General features: G+C 64.7%; 15 protein-coding genes and 1 pseudogene. 9 read left to right on the top strand and 7 right to left on the bottom strand.

Translation table 11 applies throughout. The annotated features are described in order from the left end of the window. Window positions 1-109 precede the first annotated feature (109 nt). Window positions 110-1,213 (bottom strand): annotated as a pseudogene (ald, locus tag XH96_RS26280) (alanine dehydrogenase); the annotation flags it as partial. Window positions 1,214-1,357: 144 nt separating this feature from the next. Between ald and XH96_RS26285 the strand changes: the two are divergent. The 6 genes from XH96_RS26285 (at window position 1,358) to XH96_RS26310 (ending at window position 8,727) form a co-directional block, all read left to right on the top strand. Continuing rightward, the gene (locus tag XH96_RS26285) at window positions 1,358-1,837 is read left to right on the top strand and encodes an Lrp/AsnC family transcriptional regulator (RefSeq protein ID WP_028177176.1); all 480 of its coding nucleotides are present in this window, start codon (window positions 1,358-1,360) and stop codon (window positions 1,835-1,837) included. A 138-nt stretch (window positions 1,838-1,975) separates the two neighbouring features. Then, a complete protein-coding gene (locus tag XH96_RS26290; protein WP_194388319.1) occupies window positions 1,976-2,467 on the top strand; it encodes a (2Fe-2S)-binding protein in 492 nt (163 codons plus the stop codon). Next, window positions 2,464-3,480, top strand: coding sequence for a xanthine dehydrogenase family protein subunit M (locus tag XH96_RS26295; protein ID WP_194388320.1), 1,017 nt, complete (start codon window positions 2,464-2,466; stop codon window positions 3,478-3,480). The genes XH96_RS26290 and XH96_RS26295 overlap by 4 nt, the downstream gene beginning before the upstream one ends. 7 nt (window positions 3,481-3,487) lie before the next feature. After that, the gene (locus XH96_RS26300; protein ID WP_194388321.1) at window positions 3,488-5,689 is read left to right on the top strand and encodes a xanthine dehydrogenase family protein molybdopterin-binding subunit; all 2,202 of its coding nucleotides are present in this window, start codon (window positions 3,488-3,490) and stop codon (window positions 5,687-5,689) included. A 99-nt stretch (window positions 5,690-5,788) separates the two neighbouring features. Further along, entirely contained in the window at window positions 5,789-8,146 is a 2,358-nt protein-coding gene (locus XH96_RS26305) for an Orn/Lys/Arg decarboxylase N-terminal domain-containing protein (RefSeq protein ID WP_194388322.1), read from the top strand. Between the two features lie 5 nt (window positions 8,147-8,151). Beyond that, window positions 8,152-8,727, top strand: coding sequence for a GNAT family N-acetyltransferase (locus XH96_RS26310; protein ID WP_194388323.1), 576 nt, complete (start codon window positions 8,152-8,154; stop codon window positions 8,725-8,727). Between the two features lie 3 nt (window positions 8,728-8,730). On the opposite strand, the gene XH96_RS26315 is transcribed toward XH96_RS26310, so the two are convergent. The 3 genes from XH96_RS26315 to XH96_RS26325 all read right to left on the bottom strand — a co-directional run bounded on the left by XH96_RS26315 (window position 8,731) and on the right by XH96_RS26325 (window position 10,949). Then, a complete protein-coding gene (locus XH96_RS26315; RefSeq protein ID WP_194388324.1) occupies window positions 8,731-8,943 on the bottom strand; it encodes a hypothetical protein in 213 nt (70 codons plus the stop codon). Between the two features lie 383 nt (window positions 8,944-9,326). Next, entirely contained in the window at window positions 9,327-9,776 is a 450-nt protein-coding gene (locus XH96_RS26320) for a flagellar basal body rod protein FlgC (RefSeq protein ID WP_194388325.1), read from the bottom strand. A 123-nt stretch (window positions 9,777-9,899) separates the two neighbouring features. Further along, complete coding sequence (locus XH96_RS26325; protein WP_194388326.1) at window positions 9,900-10,949, bottom strand: hydroxyacid dehydrogenase; 1,050 nt, start codon at window positions 10,947-10,949, stop codon at window positions 9,900-9,902. A gap of 241 nt (window positions 10,950-11,190) precedes the next feature. Between XH96_RS26325 and XH96_RS26330 the strand changes: the two genes are divergently transcribed. The 3 genes from XH96_RS26330 to XH96_RS26340 all read left to right on the top strand — a co-directional run bounded on the left by XH96_RS26330 (window position 11,191) and on the right by XH96_RS26340 (window position 12,813). Beyond that, window positions 11,191-11,754, top strand: coding sequence for a thiamine pyrophosphate-binding protein (locus XH96_RS26330; protein WP_194388327.1), 564 nt, complete (start codon window positions 11,191-11,193; stop codon window positions 11,752-11,754). Window positions 11,755-11,762: 8 nt separating this feature from the next. Continuing rightward, window positions 11,763-12,359 carry a thiamine pyrophosphate-dependent enzyme gene (locus XH96_RS26335; protein ID WP_194388328.1) on the top strand — a complete coding sequence of 199 codons (597 nt, stop codon included), beginning with the start codon at window positions 11,763-11,765 and terminating at the stop codon, window positions 12,357-12,359. Window positions 12,360-12,435: 76 nt separating this feature from the next. Continuing rightward, a complete protein-coding gene (locus XH96_RS26340; protein ID WP_194388329.1) occupies window positions 12,436-12,813 on the top strand; it encodes a VanZ family protein in 378 nt (125 codons plus the stop codon). Between the two features lie 43 nt (window positions 12,814-12,856). On the opposite strand, the gene XH96_RS26345 is transcribed toward XH96_RS26340, so the two are convergent. The 3 genes from XH96_RS26345 to hyi all read right to left on the bottom strand — a co-directional run bounded on the left by XH96_RS26345 (window position 12,857) and on the right by hyi (window position 15,236). Further along, window positions 12,857-13,240: a DUF1236 domain-containing protein gene (locus tag XH96_RS26345; protein WP_194388330.1), complete on the bottom strand. Its 384-nt coding sequence runs from the start codon at window positions 13,238-13,240 to the stop codon at window positions 12,857-12,859. A 112-nt stretch (window positions 13,241-13,352) separates the two neighbouring features. Then, window positions 13,353-14,240 carry a 2-hydroxy-3-oxopropionate reductase gene (locus XH96_RS26350; RefSeq protein ID WP_194388331.1) on the bottom strand — a complete coding sequence of 296 codons (888 nt, stop codon included), beginning with the start codon at window positions 14,238-14,240 and terminating at the stop codon, window positions 13,353-13,355. A gap of 210 nt (window positions 14,241-14,450) precedes the next feature. Beyond that, on the bottom strand, window positions 14,451-15,236 hold the full coding sequence (gene hyi, locus XH96_RS26355) for a hydroxypyruvate isomerase (RefSeq protein WP_194388332.1): 786 nt from the start codon (window positions 15,234-15,236) through the stop codon (window positions 14,451-14,453). Window positions 15,237-15,239 lie beyond the last annotated feature (3 nt).

Raw genomic sequence — 15,239 nt, forward strand, 5'->3', positions numbered from 1 at the left:
TCGACCCACATCGTCATTGCGAGCGAAGCAATCCAGAGTCTTTCCGCGGAGGAATCCTGGATTGCTTCGCTTCGCTCGCAATGACCAGGGCGGCCTTTACGCCGCCAGCCCCGCTCTCCACCGGAGCGAACTCCATCCCGAGGCTCTCTGCCACCGCCTTGTTCGTAATCCGGCCGCGATGCACGTTCAGGCCGCCACGCAAATGCGGATTCTCCAGCACCGCCGCGAACCCCTTGCTCGCGAGCATCAGTCCGAACGGCAACGTCGCGTTGTTCAGGGCCTGACTCGAGGTCACCGGCACCGCGCCCGGCATGTTGGCGACGCAATAATGCACGACCCCGTCGACCTCGTAGGTCGGCTCGGCGTGCGTGGTCGGATGAGAGGTCTCGAAGCAACCGCCCTGGTCGATCGCGACGTCAACCAGCACGGCCCCCGGCCGCATCGATTTCAGCATGGCGCGCGTGACGAGCTTCGGCGCACTGGCGCCCGGCACCAGCACTGCACCGATCACGACGTCGGCCTCGAACACCTCGTCCTCGACCGATTCAATGGTCGAGAAACGGGTGCGCACGCGTCCGGCAAAGAGATCATCCAGTTCGCGCAAGCGCGGAATCGAGCGGTCGATCACGGTGACTTCGGCACCGAGGCCGGCGGCCATGCGCGCAGCCTGGGTTCCGACCACGCCGCCGCCGAGCACGACGACGCGCGCCGGCTGCACGCCCGGCACGCCGCCCAGGAGCAAGCCGCGGCCGCCGGCCGAGCGCTTGAGCGCGGCGCCGGCGGCCTCGATGGCGAGGCGGCCGGCGACTTCGCTCATCGGGGCGAGCAGCGGGAGGTGACCGCTCGCGTCCGTGACGGTCTCATAGGCGATCGCGGTGCAGCCGGAGTCGATCAGGTCCTTGGCCTGCTCCGGATCCGGCGCAAGATGAAGATAAGTAAACAGGATCTGGCCCTCGCGGAGCTGGGCCCATTCGCTCTTCTGCGGCTCCTTGACCTTCACGATCATCTCGGACTTGGCAAAGATCTCGCGGGCGGTCTCGGCAATGGACGCCCCTGCCCGCCGATAGACCTCGTCGGACGCGCCGATGCCACTGCCGGCGTCGGTCTCGACCGTCACCTGATGGCCGGCGGCGACATATTCGCGGACGGCGCCCGGGGTGAGCCCGACGCGATATTCCTGCACCTTGATCTCCTTGGGCACACCGACGCGCATCTCGAGCTCCCTTGCCAACGCACTGATTCCGCTCAGTCATCGTAGCGATGGCGCCCGTTTGGTTTCGTGCAAATATCCGCTAGGTTCGGCACGCGCGCGCCGGTTTCCGGCGCAGAAGTGCCCTTTCACGCTGGAAACGAAACCTTGGCCCTCGACCGGAAAGACCTCGCGATCCTCGCGGAACTCACGACCAATGCGCGGGCCAGCCACACCGAGCTTGCCAACAAGATCGGCCTGTCGAGCACGGCGCTGGCGCGGCGGCAGAAGGCGCTGGAGGACGACGGCTACATCCAGGGCTACCAGGCCACGCTCGACCTCGCCCAGTTCGGCCTCACCACCACCGTGCTGGTTCGCATCGCGCTGGAGAGCCAGAGCGACGATGCGCTGAAGGCGTTCGAGGCGGAGGTGGTGAAATGCCCCTCAGTCGTGCGCTGCTTCCTGATGTCGGGCACCGACGACTACATCCTGATCGTGCTCGCCCGCGATATCCAGGATTTCGAGCGGATCCACCGCACCGAGCTGTCCCGCCTGCCCCGCGTCGCGCGCGTGCAATCGAGCTTCGCGCTGCGCGAGATCGTCAACCGCGCGGTGCCGACCGTGGTGTTCGGGGAGACCAAGCGCTGACCTCGTTCGTCCCAACCGGAGAACCGGTCTGGAACCAAGCAGCTCGTCATCCGTTGGGCGCTATTGGCCGGCGCCGGCGATGCATCCTCGCGTCACAGCCACGATTGCCCGGCTCGGCCTTTCCGAAGGGAACAGACCATGGCCGACATCGCGGATCAGACCCCCGAACGCATTCCGATCAACCTCGTCGTCAATGGCGCAAGGCGCACACTCGAGGTCGCGCCGTGGACCACGCTTCTGGATGCCCTGCGTGACCGCCTGGAGTTGACCGGCACCAAGAAAGGCTGCGACCACGGCCAATGCGGCGCCTGTACCGTGCTGATCGACGGAAGACGGGTCAATTCCTGCCTGACCCTCGCCGTCATGAAGGATGGCGCTGAGATCACGACGATTGAAGGCCTTGCCAAGGACGGCGCGCTGCATCCCCTGCAACAGGCCTTCATCGACCATGACGCCTTTCAGTGCGGCTATTGTACGCCGGGACAGATTTGCTCGGCGGCCGGCCTGCTGGCCGAAGGCCGTGCGCGGGATGCCGACGAGATCCGGGAGCTGATGAGTGGAAATCTCTGCCGGTGCGGCGCCTACCCCAACATCGTGGCGGCGATCGAACAGGCAATGAGCCGGTCATGAACAACTTCCAATATTCCCGCGCAAGCGACGTTGCCGACGCCATTCGCCTGCTCGCTGCCGATCCAGGCGCGAAGCTGATTGCCGGCGGCACCAACCTGATCGACCTGATGAAAGAGAATGTCGAACGGCCCTCCCGGCTGATCGACATCTCCCGCCTGCCGCTCCGCGACATCGAGGAGACCGCCGACGGCGGCCTGCGCATCGGCGCCTTGGTGCCGAATTCGGATCTCGCCTACCATCCGCTGATCGAGCAGCGGTATCCCCTGCTCGCCAGCGCCATCCTGGCAGGTGCCTCCGCGCAACTGCGCAACATGGCCTCGGTCGGCGGAAATCTGATGCAGCGAACGCGCTGCGCCTATTTCTATGACACGACGACACCTTGCAACAAGCGAAGTCCCGGTACGGGCTGCTCGGCACGCGATGGCCTCAACCGGAACCATGCAATCCTCGGCACCAGCACGTCCTGCATCGCGACCAATCCCTCCGACATGAGCGTGGCGCTGGCGGCGCTCGGCGCGCTCGTCCACATTGCAGGCCGTACCGGCGAGCGCACCATCGCGCTGACCGATTTCCATCGGCTGCCGGGCGATACGCCTCACCTCGATACGAATCTCGGCAGCGGCGAGATCATCACCGCAATCGAGCTGCCGCCGCACGGCTTTGCCCGCAACTACAGCTATCTGAAGATCCGGGACCGGCTGTCCTACGCCTTCGCCTTGGTCTCGGTCGCAGCTGCGCTCGAGCTGGAAGGCAACGCAATCAGCGAAGCGCGCCTGGCGCTCGGCGGCGTTGCTCACAAGCCCTGGCGAAGTCCCGAAGCCGAAGCGGCATTGCGCGGCCAGGCGGCAACAGCGGATCATTTCGGGCGCGCCGCCGACCTGCTGCTGCAGGGAGCGACTGCTCGCTCGCACAACGGATTCAAGATCGAGCTCGCGCGCCGAGCCGTCGTGCGGGCGCTGATCCAGGCCACAAGCGCCACACCGCAATCACAAGTTCACAAGAAGATCGCATGAGGGCCCGATGAACGCCTATGTCGGAACACCAACGTCGCGCGTCGACGGCCGGGCCAAGGTCACCGGCGCCGCGAAATATGCCGGTGAGTTCACCGCTGAGGGCCTGGTCCATGGTTTCGTGGTGGAGGCCACCATCCCGCGCGGTCGTATCGTGCGGCTCGACACCCGCGAGGCGCTGAAGGTGGCCGGAGTGCTCGACGTGCTCACGCACGCCAATCGTCCTTCCCTCGCCGACAACGACGAGGCGTGGAAGGACGAGGTGGCCCCGGAGGGTTCGCCGTTCCGGCCGCTATATGACGACTTGATCAGGTTCAACGGGCAGCCGATTGCTCTCGTCGTTGCCGAAGAATGGGAGACCGCGAAGTTCGCCGCAACGCTGGTGCGGATCGACTACGAGCAGGATGGGTTTGCAACCGATCTTGAGGGCGAGCGCGGCAGTGCCCGCGAGATGGACAAGCCGCACAAGCCCCGCGGCGACGCCAAAGCAGCGCTTTCGGCCGCACCCGTGCGGCACGAAGCGGACTACCTCATTCCGACCGAGCATCACAATCCGATGGAGCTCTATGCGACGACGACGGTCTGGGAAAGCGACGGCAAGCTGACAGTCTACGACAAGACCCAAGGCGTCCAGAACGTTCAAAAGTTCCTCTGCGGCGTGTTCGACAAGAAGCCGGAGGAGATCCGCGTGCTTTCGCCCTATGTCGGCGGCGCATTCGGTTCCGGCCTGCGGCCGCAATACCAGGTGGTGTTGGCGACGCTGGCCGCCCTCGCACTCAAGCGCTCGGTCCGCGTCGTGCTGTCACGGCAGCAGATGTATGGGCTGGGCTATCGGCCGATGACCATCGAGCATGTCGCGCTCGGGGCTAGGCCCGACGGCACGCTTGATGCCGTCAGCCACGAAGCCATTGCCGTGACCTCACGCTACGAGGATTTTTCGCGCAATGACGCCGGCTGGGCCGAGCAGCTTTACAAGAGCCCCAACAGCCACTCTTCCCACAAGCTGGTCGACCTCGACGTCTCGACGCCCTGCGACATGCGCGCGCCGGGCGCGGCAACGGGCGTCTTGGCGCTCGAATGCGCCATGGACGAACTGGCCGTCGCGCTGAAGCTCGATCCGATCGAGCTGCGCCTGAAGTGCTACTCGGATCGCGACCAAAGCGAGGACCTCCCCTACACCAGCAAGCAGTTGCGGGAATGCTACGCCTGCGGCGCGGAAGCCTTCGGCTGGGCCCGGCGCACCCGCGCCCCGCGCTCCATGCGCGACGGCAAGGAACTAGTCGGCTGGGGCATGGCGACGGGGGTGTGGGAGGCGCTGCAGATGCCGGTTGCCGCCCGCATCCTGCTGACGGCCAACGGCCATGCCGAGGTCTCCTGCGCCGCGTCCGATATCGGCACCGGCACATACACCATCGTGGCGCAGGTCGCGGCCGATGCTCTTGGGCTGCCGATCGAGAACATCACCGTGCGGCTCGCCGACTCGACCTTGCCGCAAGCCCCTGTCGAGGGCGGCTCCTGGATGGCGGCGTCCAGCGCGCATGCGGTACTGGCAGCGGCCGAAGAGATTCGCCAGGAGCTCGCACGTCTTGCAAAGGCAATGCCGGGCTCGCCGCTCGCCAACCTCGACGCCGCCGACGCGACCCTGGTCGACGGGATGATCGCCAGCGACGGCAAGGACGGTGCTGCCGTCTCGATTGCGGATGTCCTGCGCCACAGCGGGCGCGAGCGGATCGAAAAGGAGAAGCTCAACCAGTTCGCGGAGGACAAATCGCATGCCCGCAACACGCATTCGGCGGTCTTCGCCGAGGTGAAGGTCGACGAGGAGCTCGGTGTGATCCGCGTCACGCGGGTCGTGAGTGCAGTCGCGGCAGGGCGCATCCTGAACACCAAGACGGGCCGCAGTCAGATCATGGGCAGCGTGGTCTGGGGGATCGGGATGGCGCTGCACGAGGAGACGGTGATGGATCACCGCTTCGGCCGCATCATGAACGCGAACATCGCCGAATACCACATTCCCGTGAACGCCGACATTCACGACATCGACGTCATTTTCGTCGATGAGCCCGACAGCCGGATCAACCGGATGGGCATCAAGGGTCTCGGCGAGATCGGCATCGTCGGCGTGCCTGCGGCGATTGCAAACGCCGTCTATCATGCCACCGGCAAGCGCATCCGCCGCTTCCCGATCACGCTGGACAAGCTGCTGGACTGAGGCCGCAAACACTCGAACATTCCCGCGGCACTCGGGCATGTCATCCAACTGTCATCGAATGTGCCGAGAGCTGTGTCTCCGCCACATTCGGGACCCGACATGGACTATTTCAAGCGCTTCAATTTCCTGTTCGCCGCACCTGTGTTCGACAGTGACGACCTCGAAGGCGTTCGCTTCAACCAGATCATCGAGGAGATCCAGCGCTCCGGATTCGAGGTGGTCCGGGCCCGCAAGCTGGAGGATGCCGAGATGGCCGTGCAGACCGATGCGGCGATCGGCTGCATGGTGGTCGACTGGGGCAAGAAGGGCCTCGAGGGCAAGACCTCGGCGCTGATCAATCTGATGCGCCGCCGGGGCCTCGACTTTCCCATCATCCTCCTGATCCGGCGCAAGCGGTTCGAGGATCTGCCGGTCGAGGTGCTCGATTTCATCGACGGCTATGTCTTTCTGTCCGAGGAGACGCCGCCCTTCATCGCCAAGAACCTGATCAGCCGTCTCAAGCAATATGCCGAGACGCTGAAGACCCCGTTCTTCGGCGCGCTGGTCGACTATGCCGAGGAAGGCAACCAGCTCTGGACCTGTCCAGGCCATAACGGCGGCGTGTTCTACAACCGCAGCCCGATTGGGCGCGTGTTCGTCGAGCATCTCGGCGAATCCGTGTTCCGTGACGACCTCGACAATTCCGTGCTCGATCTCGGCGACCTCCTTACCCATGAAGGCCCGGCGCTGAAGGCGCAGAAGGAAGCGGCCCAGATCTTCGGCGCCGAAAAGACCTATTTCGTGCTCAACGGCACCTCGACGTCGAACAAGGTCGCGCTCGGCGCCCTCGTCACCGATGGTGACCTCGTGCTGTTCGACCGCAACAACCACAAGGCCGCCCATCACGGCGCTCTGATGATCAGTGGCGGCGTCCCCATCTACGTCCCGACCGTCCGCAATGCCTGGGGCCTGATCGGCCCGATGCGCTGGGACATGCTCGACGAGAAGGTCTTGCGCGACGCCATCCGCAACCATCCGCTGGTCGGGGACCGCGACGCCTGGCGCAAGGAGCGTCCGTTCCGCGTCGCCGTGGTCGAGCAGTGCACCTATGACGGCTCGATCCACAGCGCCGAGATGATCCTGAAGCGCATCGGCCATCTCTGCGAATACATCCTGTTCGACGAGGCCTGGGCGGGCTTCATGAAGTTCCATCCGCTCTATGCCGGCCGCTTCGCCATGGGACTGGCCAATCTCCCTCCTGAGGCCCCCGGCATCATCGCGACGCAGTCGACCCACAAGCAGCTGGCGAGCTTCTCGCAGGCCTCGCAGATCCACATCAAGGATCGTCACATCCGCGGCCAGAAGCGGCGCGTCGAGCACCGCCGCTTCAACGAGAGCTTCATGCAGCACGCATCGACGTCCCCCTTCTATCCGCTGTTCGCCTCGCTCGACGTCGGTGCGCAGATGATGAAGGGTCGCTCCGGCGAAGTGCTGTGGGACGACACCATCCGGCTCGGCATCGAGCTGCGCAAGAAGATCCGGGCGATGCGCCGGGAGTTCGAGGAGAAGGAGCAAAATCCGGAGCGGCGCTGGTTCTTCGAGCCCTTCGTTCCCGATCGGGTCGCCATTCCCGATGTCAGCCGCCCCGGCGCCGCGCACAACGTCGCCTGGGAGACGCTCTCCACCGACGAGCTCGCGACCAATCCCACGCTGTGGCAGCTCTCTCCGGACACCAACTGGCACGGCTTTCCCGATCTCGCGGAAGGCTTTGCCATGACCGATCCGAACAAGCTGACCTTGCTCACCCCCGGATTCGATCGTGCGACCGGCGCCTATGCCGAGCACGGTATCCCCGCGCCGGTGGTCGCGCAATATCTGCGCGAGAATCGCATCGTCCCCGAGAAGAACGACCTCAACTCCCTGCTCTTCCTGCTCACGCCCGGCGTCGAGGCGAGCAAGGCCGGCACGCTGATCTCCGGCCTCGTCGCGTTCAAGAGGCTGCATGACGACAATGCGCTGCTGGCCGATGCGATCCCGGAATTCCATCAGCGGCGGCGGGCGCGCTACGCGGGCGTGCGTCTGCGCGATCTCTGCGGCGAGATGCACCGCTTCTTCCGCGCCGCCGACGTCAGTGCGCTCCAGGCTCGGCAGTTCATGCCCGAGCACATGCCCGAGATCGCGATGTCGCCCCGCGATGCCGCGCGCTATCTGTTCCGCAACGATGTCGACTATCTGCCGATCGAGGCGATCGCCGGCCGCATCGCCACCACACCCTTCGTGGTCTATCCGCCCGGCATCGCCACCATTGTGCCCGGCGAGCGGCTGACGGAGCGAGCCAAACCCATGATCGATTATCTCAAGATGTTCGAGACCTGCTTCAACACGTTCCCGGGCTTCGACGTCGAGATCCAGGGGGTCTACAAGGAGGTCGATGCGAACGGGCGCATCGGGCTCTACACTTACGTGGTCGCCGAGTAGCGCCGATGAACGAAACAGCTGCGCGCGCGAGTGACGAGCCAGTTCTGGTCAGGCCGTCACGCGAAAGCGATGTCGAAGCGATGCTGGCGATCTATCGCCATCACGTTCGCAACGGTGTGCCGCGCGACGTCGAGGGAACCGGTGCGCCGGAGCCGGATGATCTGCGAGAGCGGCGCAAGAACCTGAAGCAGACCCGCCTGCCGCATCTGGTCGCGACCTATCGCGGCGAGGTGGTCGGCTATGCCTATGCCGTGCTCTTCCGCAAGCGTCCCGCCTATCGGTACACGGCCAAGCACTCGATCTACGTCCACCACGCGCATCTCGGCCGCGGAGTCGGACGGCTGTTGCTCCAGGAATTGATCGATGCCTGTGCGGCGGTCGGCTTCCGCCAGATGATCGGCTATATCGATGCCGACAACGCGCCCTCGCTGACATTGCACGAAAAATTCGGCTTCGTGCGCGCCGGCCTGCTTTGCGGCGTCGCCTATCGCCACGGCCGCTGGTCCGATACCGTGATGGTGCAGCGATCGCTCGGCGCCGGGACGACAACACCTCCGCCCGTCATGACGCCGGGCCGGTAGGCCTTACGACGGAAAGTCGGCCGGTCTCACATGGATGCGGTCGGCGTGCAGCGACCAGTCATGCAATGCCTGTTCCTTGCAGAATCTCGCTTTCGCCCGCTCCGTGGCCTCATTCTCGTCGGCGGCATCGATCTCGAGCGTACCCTGACAAACCTCGCTCTGTCGGCCGTAATCGCCGAGCACGTTCTTCATGAACCTGACGACATAAGTAGCCATGGGACCTCCTGCTGCCCTCGCAGCACTCTAGTCCCATTTAGGGCGGAACGGGGAAGGAGATTTTGACGCGGATCAAGGCGGAAAGGACAATCCATTGCGGAACCTGCCGGTCGGGGATACGCCGGAATACCGGCCGCCCCATGAGGGTCTTGCCTTGCACCTCGTCTCCGACACCGACGTCACGAAAGTTCCAACGTTTCCGATCCCCATGCCGCGCCGGAGGAGGCCCATCGCCGGTCTACCCGAACTTGGTGCCGAGCTGCTTGAACACGGCCTCGCACGTCATGAGGTCGAGATGGCCACCGCCCGCGTCCTTGTGCCCTGGCACCTCGCCGGTAGAGGCGGACGAGCGAAAGCAGGCGGGACAGAGCCGACAGCAGCCATCACGTCGTGATGTCGAGCAGCGACTCCGTCGTCTCCGAGTAGGCCTGAATGACCTTCGCATTGGCGATGAAGCTGTACTTTGCGGCCGCCAGCTCAACGAATTCGCGGGTGATATCGACATTCGGCGCCGCGACCAGGCCGTCCTGGTTTGCGAAGGGGGCGCCTGGGTCGGATTGTGCGATATAGCTCGGCGAAACCGTCGACACGACCGCTTTCGTACCGCCTGGCATCGAGCCACTCGACTGGTCGACCTGATCGACGCGCAACGGCACATAAGCCGCGGGATAAGTCGAACTCGTGCTCAAGCTGGCTGTACCGGCCGACGTGTCCGATCCGCTTGATGCTGGCAGCGGCCCGGTCGTGCGGACGTTGGCGATATTGCTCGCGGCCACGTTCACGCGCAAACTTGCCGCAGAAAGTCCGGATGTCGCGATCGAAAAGATACTCATGGACCTTCAACTACAGGACAAGTGATACGCGTTCACTTACCCGATCGATAAGATGCGGCGCTTTGGCTTTTCGTCGTGGTAACCAATGATCGGAGCGCAATCCAACCTAGCGCGGCCGGCCCCTCACCCGGGCATCACACCAAAAGCCTGCTTGAAGCGCTCCGCATAGCGCGGCCAGACGTCGGGATTGATAATGCGCGGCGGGCGCTTGCCGTCGAGCACATCCAGCACCTGCTCGGCGGCGATGCGGCCCATGTTCTGGCGCGCCTCAATGGTGACCCCTGCCGTGTGCGGGCTCGCCAGCACGTTGTCGAACTGGAGCAGCGGGTGCTCCGGCGGCGGCGGCTCCTTGGACCAGACGTCGAGGCCGGCACCCGCAATGCGCTTGTCGCGCAGCGCCTGAAGCAACGCGTCCTCGTCGTGGATGAAGCCACGCGCCGTGGTGATGAAATAGGCATGCGGCTGCATCAGCGCGAATTCACGCACGCTGATCATGTTCCGGCTGCCCTTGTTCAGCGGGCAGGAGATCGAGACGAAATCGGCGCGGCGCAGGAGCTCGTCGAGCTCGACCTTCTCCCCACCCCGTTCCGCCATCACCTCGGCCGACAAATACGGGTCGTAGGCCAGCACTGTCATGCCGAGCAGGCCCTTGCACAGGGCGGCGATGCGCCGGCCGACATTGCCGAGGCCGATGATGCCGACGGTCTTGCCCTCGACCTCGTTGCCGACGAGTTCGTTGCGGTTGACGTCGCGCTCGCGGCGCAGGCGGCGATCCGACTGGATGATGCGCTTGGACAACGTCAACATCATCCCCAGCGCATGTTCGGCAACCGAATGCGCATTGCCGCCGGACTGGTTGACGACCAGCACCCCCGCGTCCGTGCAGGCCTCGACGTCAACTGGGTCGAAGCCCGCGCCATTGCTGGAGACCAGCAGCAATTTCGGCGTCCGCTTCAGAAAGGCGGCATCGACGTGGAAATGCGGCGCCAGTTCGTCGCGGGCCGCGCCGATCTGGTAGACATGGGCCTCGCTCAGGATCGGCGCATAGAAATCTTCAGGGCTCTCGTTCTCGATGCGATCGAGCCGGACGTCGGGCCGCGACTTCAGAATGTCGATGTAGATCGGATTGGCGAGGTATTTGACGTAGAAGACGCGCTTGTTGTTGACGGACATCAGGACCCTTCCGGCTCGCTCGCGAGGGAGCCTGGCAAGGTCGGCGCGACGCGCTGCCTCCGGTGCTTCCTCCCGTTTCTTCATTGCCGCTCTTATGACATGGCGGAGCCGGCCACGGCAGGCCTTCTGGCGCAGATCACGGTGCCGGCCCGGACATGTTGACAATCCCACTGCCTGCGTCAAGTTCGGCGGGCCGCCGCGACGGCCAGAAAGAAGCAGGCGCGGCTGAAGGGAGAACGCAATGGCGATTGCGGAACAACGGACCTCACCCCAGGCGGCTCAAGGCTCCGAAGGAAGCTGGCACGGCATCGTCCTGCAAACGTTGAAGCGGAACGAGATCAGCCTGATCCCCTACGTGCCCGACCGCGTGCTGACGCCGCTGATCAAGAACCTGCACGCCGATCCCTTCTTCACCACCTTTGCCACCGCCCGCGAGGAGGAAGCGGTTGGCATCGTCTCCGGCGCCTGGATGGGCGGACGGCGCGGCGCGGTGCTGATGCAGACCTCCGGCTTTGCCACGCTGGCCAACGTGCTGGCCTCGCTCGCGGTGCCCTACCAGATCCCGCTGATCATGTTCGTGTCCGAGCGCGGCACGCTCGGCGAGTTCAACTACGGCCAGTCGCTGGTCTGCCGGACCATGCGCCCGGTGCTCGATTCGCTGGCGCTGGAGCACCACACCATCACCCGGCTCGACGAGCTCGAATTCATCACGGACCGCTCGATCAGGCAGGCCGTCACCACGCAGGCGCCGGTGGCGTTGATCCTCAACCCGCTGCTCACGGGCGGCAAGGTCTTCGACAAGTGAGGCCGGCCATGAACACGCGCAACACCAAGGTCATGAACCGCTTCGACGTCACCTCGCGCCTCGTCGCGAAACTCAAGCATGAGGAAGCCGTGATCGGCGGCATCGGCAACACCAATTTCGATCTCTGGGCCGCCGGCCACCGCCCGCAGAATTTCTACATGCTGGGCAGCATGGGGCTCGCCTTTCCGATCGCGCTCGGGGTGGCGCTGGCGCAGCCCGGCCGCCGCGTCTTCGCACTCGAAGGCGACGGCTCGCTGCTGATGCAGCTCGGCGCGCTGTCGACCATCGCAGCCCTGAAGCCGAAGAACCTGACGATGATCGTGATGGACAACGGCGTCTATCAAATCACCGGCGCGCAGCTGACCCCGGCAGCTGGTGTCGCCGACATCGTCGCCATCGCCATCGGCTCCGGCCTCGCCAACAGCGCCTGGGCCGCGGACGAGGAGGACTTCGAGCGGCTGGTCGACGATGCGATGGCTGCAACCGAGCCGGGCCTGATCGCAGTCCGGATCGACGACAAGCCGGGCGTGGGCACCACCCGCCGCGACCCGGTGCAGATCCGGGAACGCTTCATGCACGGCCTCGGCGTGCGCGAGCCACTTTAACATTTTGTCATTAACTACACGGCGATCTGATGCCGACCTCGCGACAACCCCGCCAGATCCGTGCTAAGCGGTCTGGATGTCCTTTTTCATTCGTAGCGTTGCCTGGCTGCTCGCGGCCGCCGTCACTTTCGCCACTCTCGGTCCCCCCGGCCTGCGGCCCCATTCCGATCTCGGCCAGGACGGCGAGCATGCGCTCGCCTTCATTCTGGTGGGACTCGCGTTCGGCCTCGCCTATCGGCGACGACGTCTGCTGATCGCAGCCGCCGCGGTCGTGCTGATTGGCGTGCTCGAGCTGATGCAATTTTGGGCACCCGGCCGCCATGCGCGGCTGGAGGATTTTCTGGTCGATGCCGCCACCGCCTGCCTCGGCTTTGCGCTTGCCGCCGCGGCCGAATGGCTGCTCGCGCGCTTTCGCACCAGCGCTGCCCTGACAAGCGAAGGCCCCGCGGAGTGAGCCTCCGCAGGGCCTGTCTTGTCAGCGCCTGGATTGCGTCCGGTCAGTCGATGATCTTGACGACGCGCCGGGTGCGCGGCTCGACGATCACGCGGCGATCGTTCACGACCGCATAGCGATACTCGGTGTAGTTCGGCACCGGACGGAGCACAACGCTGGGCGGCAGCGGCTCGCCGACGACGACGCGCTCCTCCACGATAACCGAATCGCTTCGCGGGATTCCGCCCAGCACGGCATTCGGAATTTCGAGACCGGCGCCGACGGCCGCGCCAACGGTGCCGCCGACCATCGCGCCGATTGGGCCGCCGATGTCGCCACCCGCACGCGCGCCATCCGCGGCGCCCTGGGCGGTCGTTGACTGGGCGAAGGCTGCGCTCGACGCCAGCAGCGAGACGGCAGCGAACGTAGTCGCAAGACGGGTTTTCATGTGCTTATCACTCCAGTGATTGTCCTGCGCCTTCAACCGCGGGGCGGAGGCATTGTTCCGGTTCCTACGGCGAAGAAGCGCCAGAATCCGGAGACTGTTACGCCGTAACACATCAGGCTGCGGCGATCTCGTGCCCCGCCATCAGTTCCAGCGCACGCACCATCGCCGAATGATCCCACGCCTTGCCGCCATGCGCCGTGCAGGATGAGAACAGTTGCTGCGCCACTGCCGTGCTCGGCAGCGACAAGCCGAGTGAGCGAGCGCCTTCGAGCGCGAGGTTGAGATCCTTCTGGTGCAACTCGATGCGGAAGCCCGGATCGAAATTGCGCTTCACCATGCGCTCGCCATGCACTTCGAGGATCCGCGACGAGGCGAAGCCGCCCATCAGCGCCTTGCGCACCAGCGCTGGATCCGCGCCGGCCTTGGATGCGAACAGAAGCGCTTCGCTCACGGCCTCGATCGTCAGCGCGACGATGATCTGGTTGGCGACCTTCGTCGTCTGGCCGTCGCCATTGGCGCCGACATGCGTGACATTCTTGCCCATCCTGTCGAAGATCGGCTTCATGGTGCCAAAGGCCCGCTCCGGCCCGCCGACCATGATGGTGAGGCTCGCAGCTTTCGCTCCGACCTCCCCGCCCGACACCGGCGCGTCGAGATAGTCCGCCCCGAGCACCTCGATCTTCTTCGCAATCTCCTTCGTCGCCAACGGCGAGATCGAGCTCATGTCGACCACGATCTTGCCCTTGGAGATGCCGCTCGCGACCCCGTCCTTGCCGAACAGCACGGCTTCGACATGCGGCGTATCCGGCACCATGATGATGACCGCATCCGCCTCCTCCGCCACCTGCTTGCCGGAGTTGCAGGTAATGCCGCCGGCCGCGATCAGTTCCGGCGCCACGGGCCCAACGTCATGCAGGAAAACGCGATGGCCCGCGGCCAGGAGATGGCCGGCCATCGGCCGTCCCATGGTCCCAAGTCCGATGAAACCGATGTCGATCATGTCTTCGTTTCCTCTGCGAAAGTTTCTGGTAAGTCTATCCACATGCTCAGTGCACCTCTCCCGATTGCGGGAAAGGTCGGCACGCAGTGCCGGGTGAGGGTTCTGTCCGCGTTGAGAGCTTCTCCGCAAGAACCCCACCGCGGAGATGCCCTCTCCCCAACCTTCTCCCGCAAGCGAGAGAGGGAGCCCACCGTCGGCGTGGCTACAGTCTCAAGTCTCGAACGTCTGTGCCGCGTGCCAGGAAAGCCCTTCCAGCGTCGTGGTGCGGGGCTTGTATTCGCAGCCGATCCAGCCGCGATAGCCGATCGCGTCGAGATGGCGGAACAGGAAGGGATAGTTGATCTCGCCGGTGCCGGGCTCGTGGCGGCCGGGATTGTCGGCAAGCTGGATGTGGGCGATCTCAGGCAAATATTCCTGCATGGTGCGAGCGAGGTCGCCTTCCATGATCTGCATGTGATAAATGTCGTACTGGATGAAAAGGTTATTCGACCGCACGTCCGAGATCAGCTGCACCGCCTGCTCGGTGCCGTTGAGATAGAAGCCGGGAATGTCGAGCGTGTTGATCGGCTCGACCAGCAGCTTGATGTTCTCTCGCGCCAGCGTCGAGGCGGCAAAGCGCAAATTTCCGACCAGGGTCTCATTCAGCTCGCGCCGTTCCGCATCGACAGGCGCGATGCCGACGAGGCAGTTGAGCTGCTCGCAATCGAGCGCCTTGGCATAGTCGATGGCGCGGAATACGCCGTCGCGGAATTCACTGACGCGATCGGGCAGGATGGCAATGCCCCGCTCGCCCACCGCCCAGTTGCCGGCTGGCAGATTGTGCAGCACCTGCGTCAGCCCGTGGGCCTCCAATTGTTCGCGCAGCTGCGCCTTGTCGAAATCATAGGGAAAGAGATACTCGACCCCGGCAAAGCCCGCCGCCTTCGCCGCGGCAAAGCGATCGAGGAACGGCATCTCGTTGAAGAGCATGGTGAGGTTGGCGGCAAACTTCGGCATGAT

The sequence above is a fragment of the Bradyrhizobium sp. CCBAU 51765 genome, from assembly GCF_015291725.1.
Taxonomy (GTDB): Bacteria; Pseudomonadota; Alphaproteobacteria; order Rhizobiales; family Xanthobacteraceae; genus Bradyrhizobium; species Bradyrhizobium liaoningense.

What these genes read in the sequence shown, in the direction of transcription:
- XH96_RS26335 (WP_194388328.1), top strand. Translation starts at nt 11,763, where the DNA reads ATGAACACGCGCAACACCAAGGTCATGAACCGCTTCGACGTCACCTCG.
- XH96_RS26310 (WP_194388323.1), top strand. Translation starts at nt 8,152, where the DNA reads ATGAACGAAACAGCTGCGCGCGCGAGTGACGAGCCAGTTCTGGTCAGG.
- XH96_RS26290 (WP_194388319.1), top strand. Translation starts at nt 1,976, where the DNA reads ATGGCCGACATCGCGGATCAGACCCCCGAACGCATTCCGATCAACCTC.
- XH96_RS26325 (WP_194388326.1), bottom strand. Translation starts at nt 10,949, where the DNA reads ATGTCCGTCAACAACAAGCGCGTCTTCTACGTCAAATACCTCGCCAAT.
- XH96_RS26295 (WP_194388320.1), top strand. Translation starts at nt 2,464, where the DNA reads ATGAACAACTTCCAATATTCCCGCGCAAGCGACGTTGCCGACGCCATT.
- XH96_RS26345 (WP_194388330.1), bottom strand. Translation starts at nt 13,240, where the DNA reads ATGAAAACCCGTCTTGCGACTACGTTCGCTGCCGTCTCGCTGCTGGCG.
- XH96_RS26350 (WP_194388331.1), bottom strand. Translation starts at nt 14,240, where the DNA reads ATGATCGACATCGGTTTCATCGGACTTGGGACCATGGGACGGCCGATG.
- XH96_RS26300 (WP_194388321.1), top strand. Translation starts at nt 3,488, where the DNA reads ATGAACGCCTATGTCGGAACACCAACGTCGCGCGTCGACGGCCGGGCC.
- hyi (WP_194388332.1), bottom strand. Translation starts at nt 15,236, where the DNA reads ATGCCGAAGTTTGCCGCCAACCTCACCATGCTCTTCAACGAGATGCCG.
- XH96_RS26330 (WP_194388327.1), top strand. Translation starts at nt 11,191, where the DNA reads ATGGCGATTGCGGAACAACGGACCTCACCCCAGGCGGCTCAAGGCTCC.
- XH96_RS26320 (WP_194388325.1), bottom strand. Translation starts at nt 9,776, where the DNA reads ATGAGTATCTTTTCGATCGCGACATCCGGACTTTCTGCGGCAAGTTTG.
- XH96_RS26315 (WP_194388324.1), bottom strand. Translation starts at nt 8,943, where the DNA reads ATGGCTACTTATGTCGTCAGGTTCATGAAGAACGTGCTCGGCGATTAC.
- XH96_RS26340 (WP_194388329.1), top strand. Translation starts at nt 12,436, where the DNA reads ATGTCCTTTTTCATTCGTAGCGTTGCCTGGCTGCTCGCGGCCGCCGTC.
- XH96_RS26305 (WP_194388322.1), top strand. Translation starts at nt 5,789, where the DNA reads ATGGACTATTTCAAGCGCTTCAATTTCCTGTTCGCCGCACCTGTGTTC.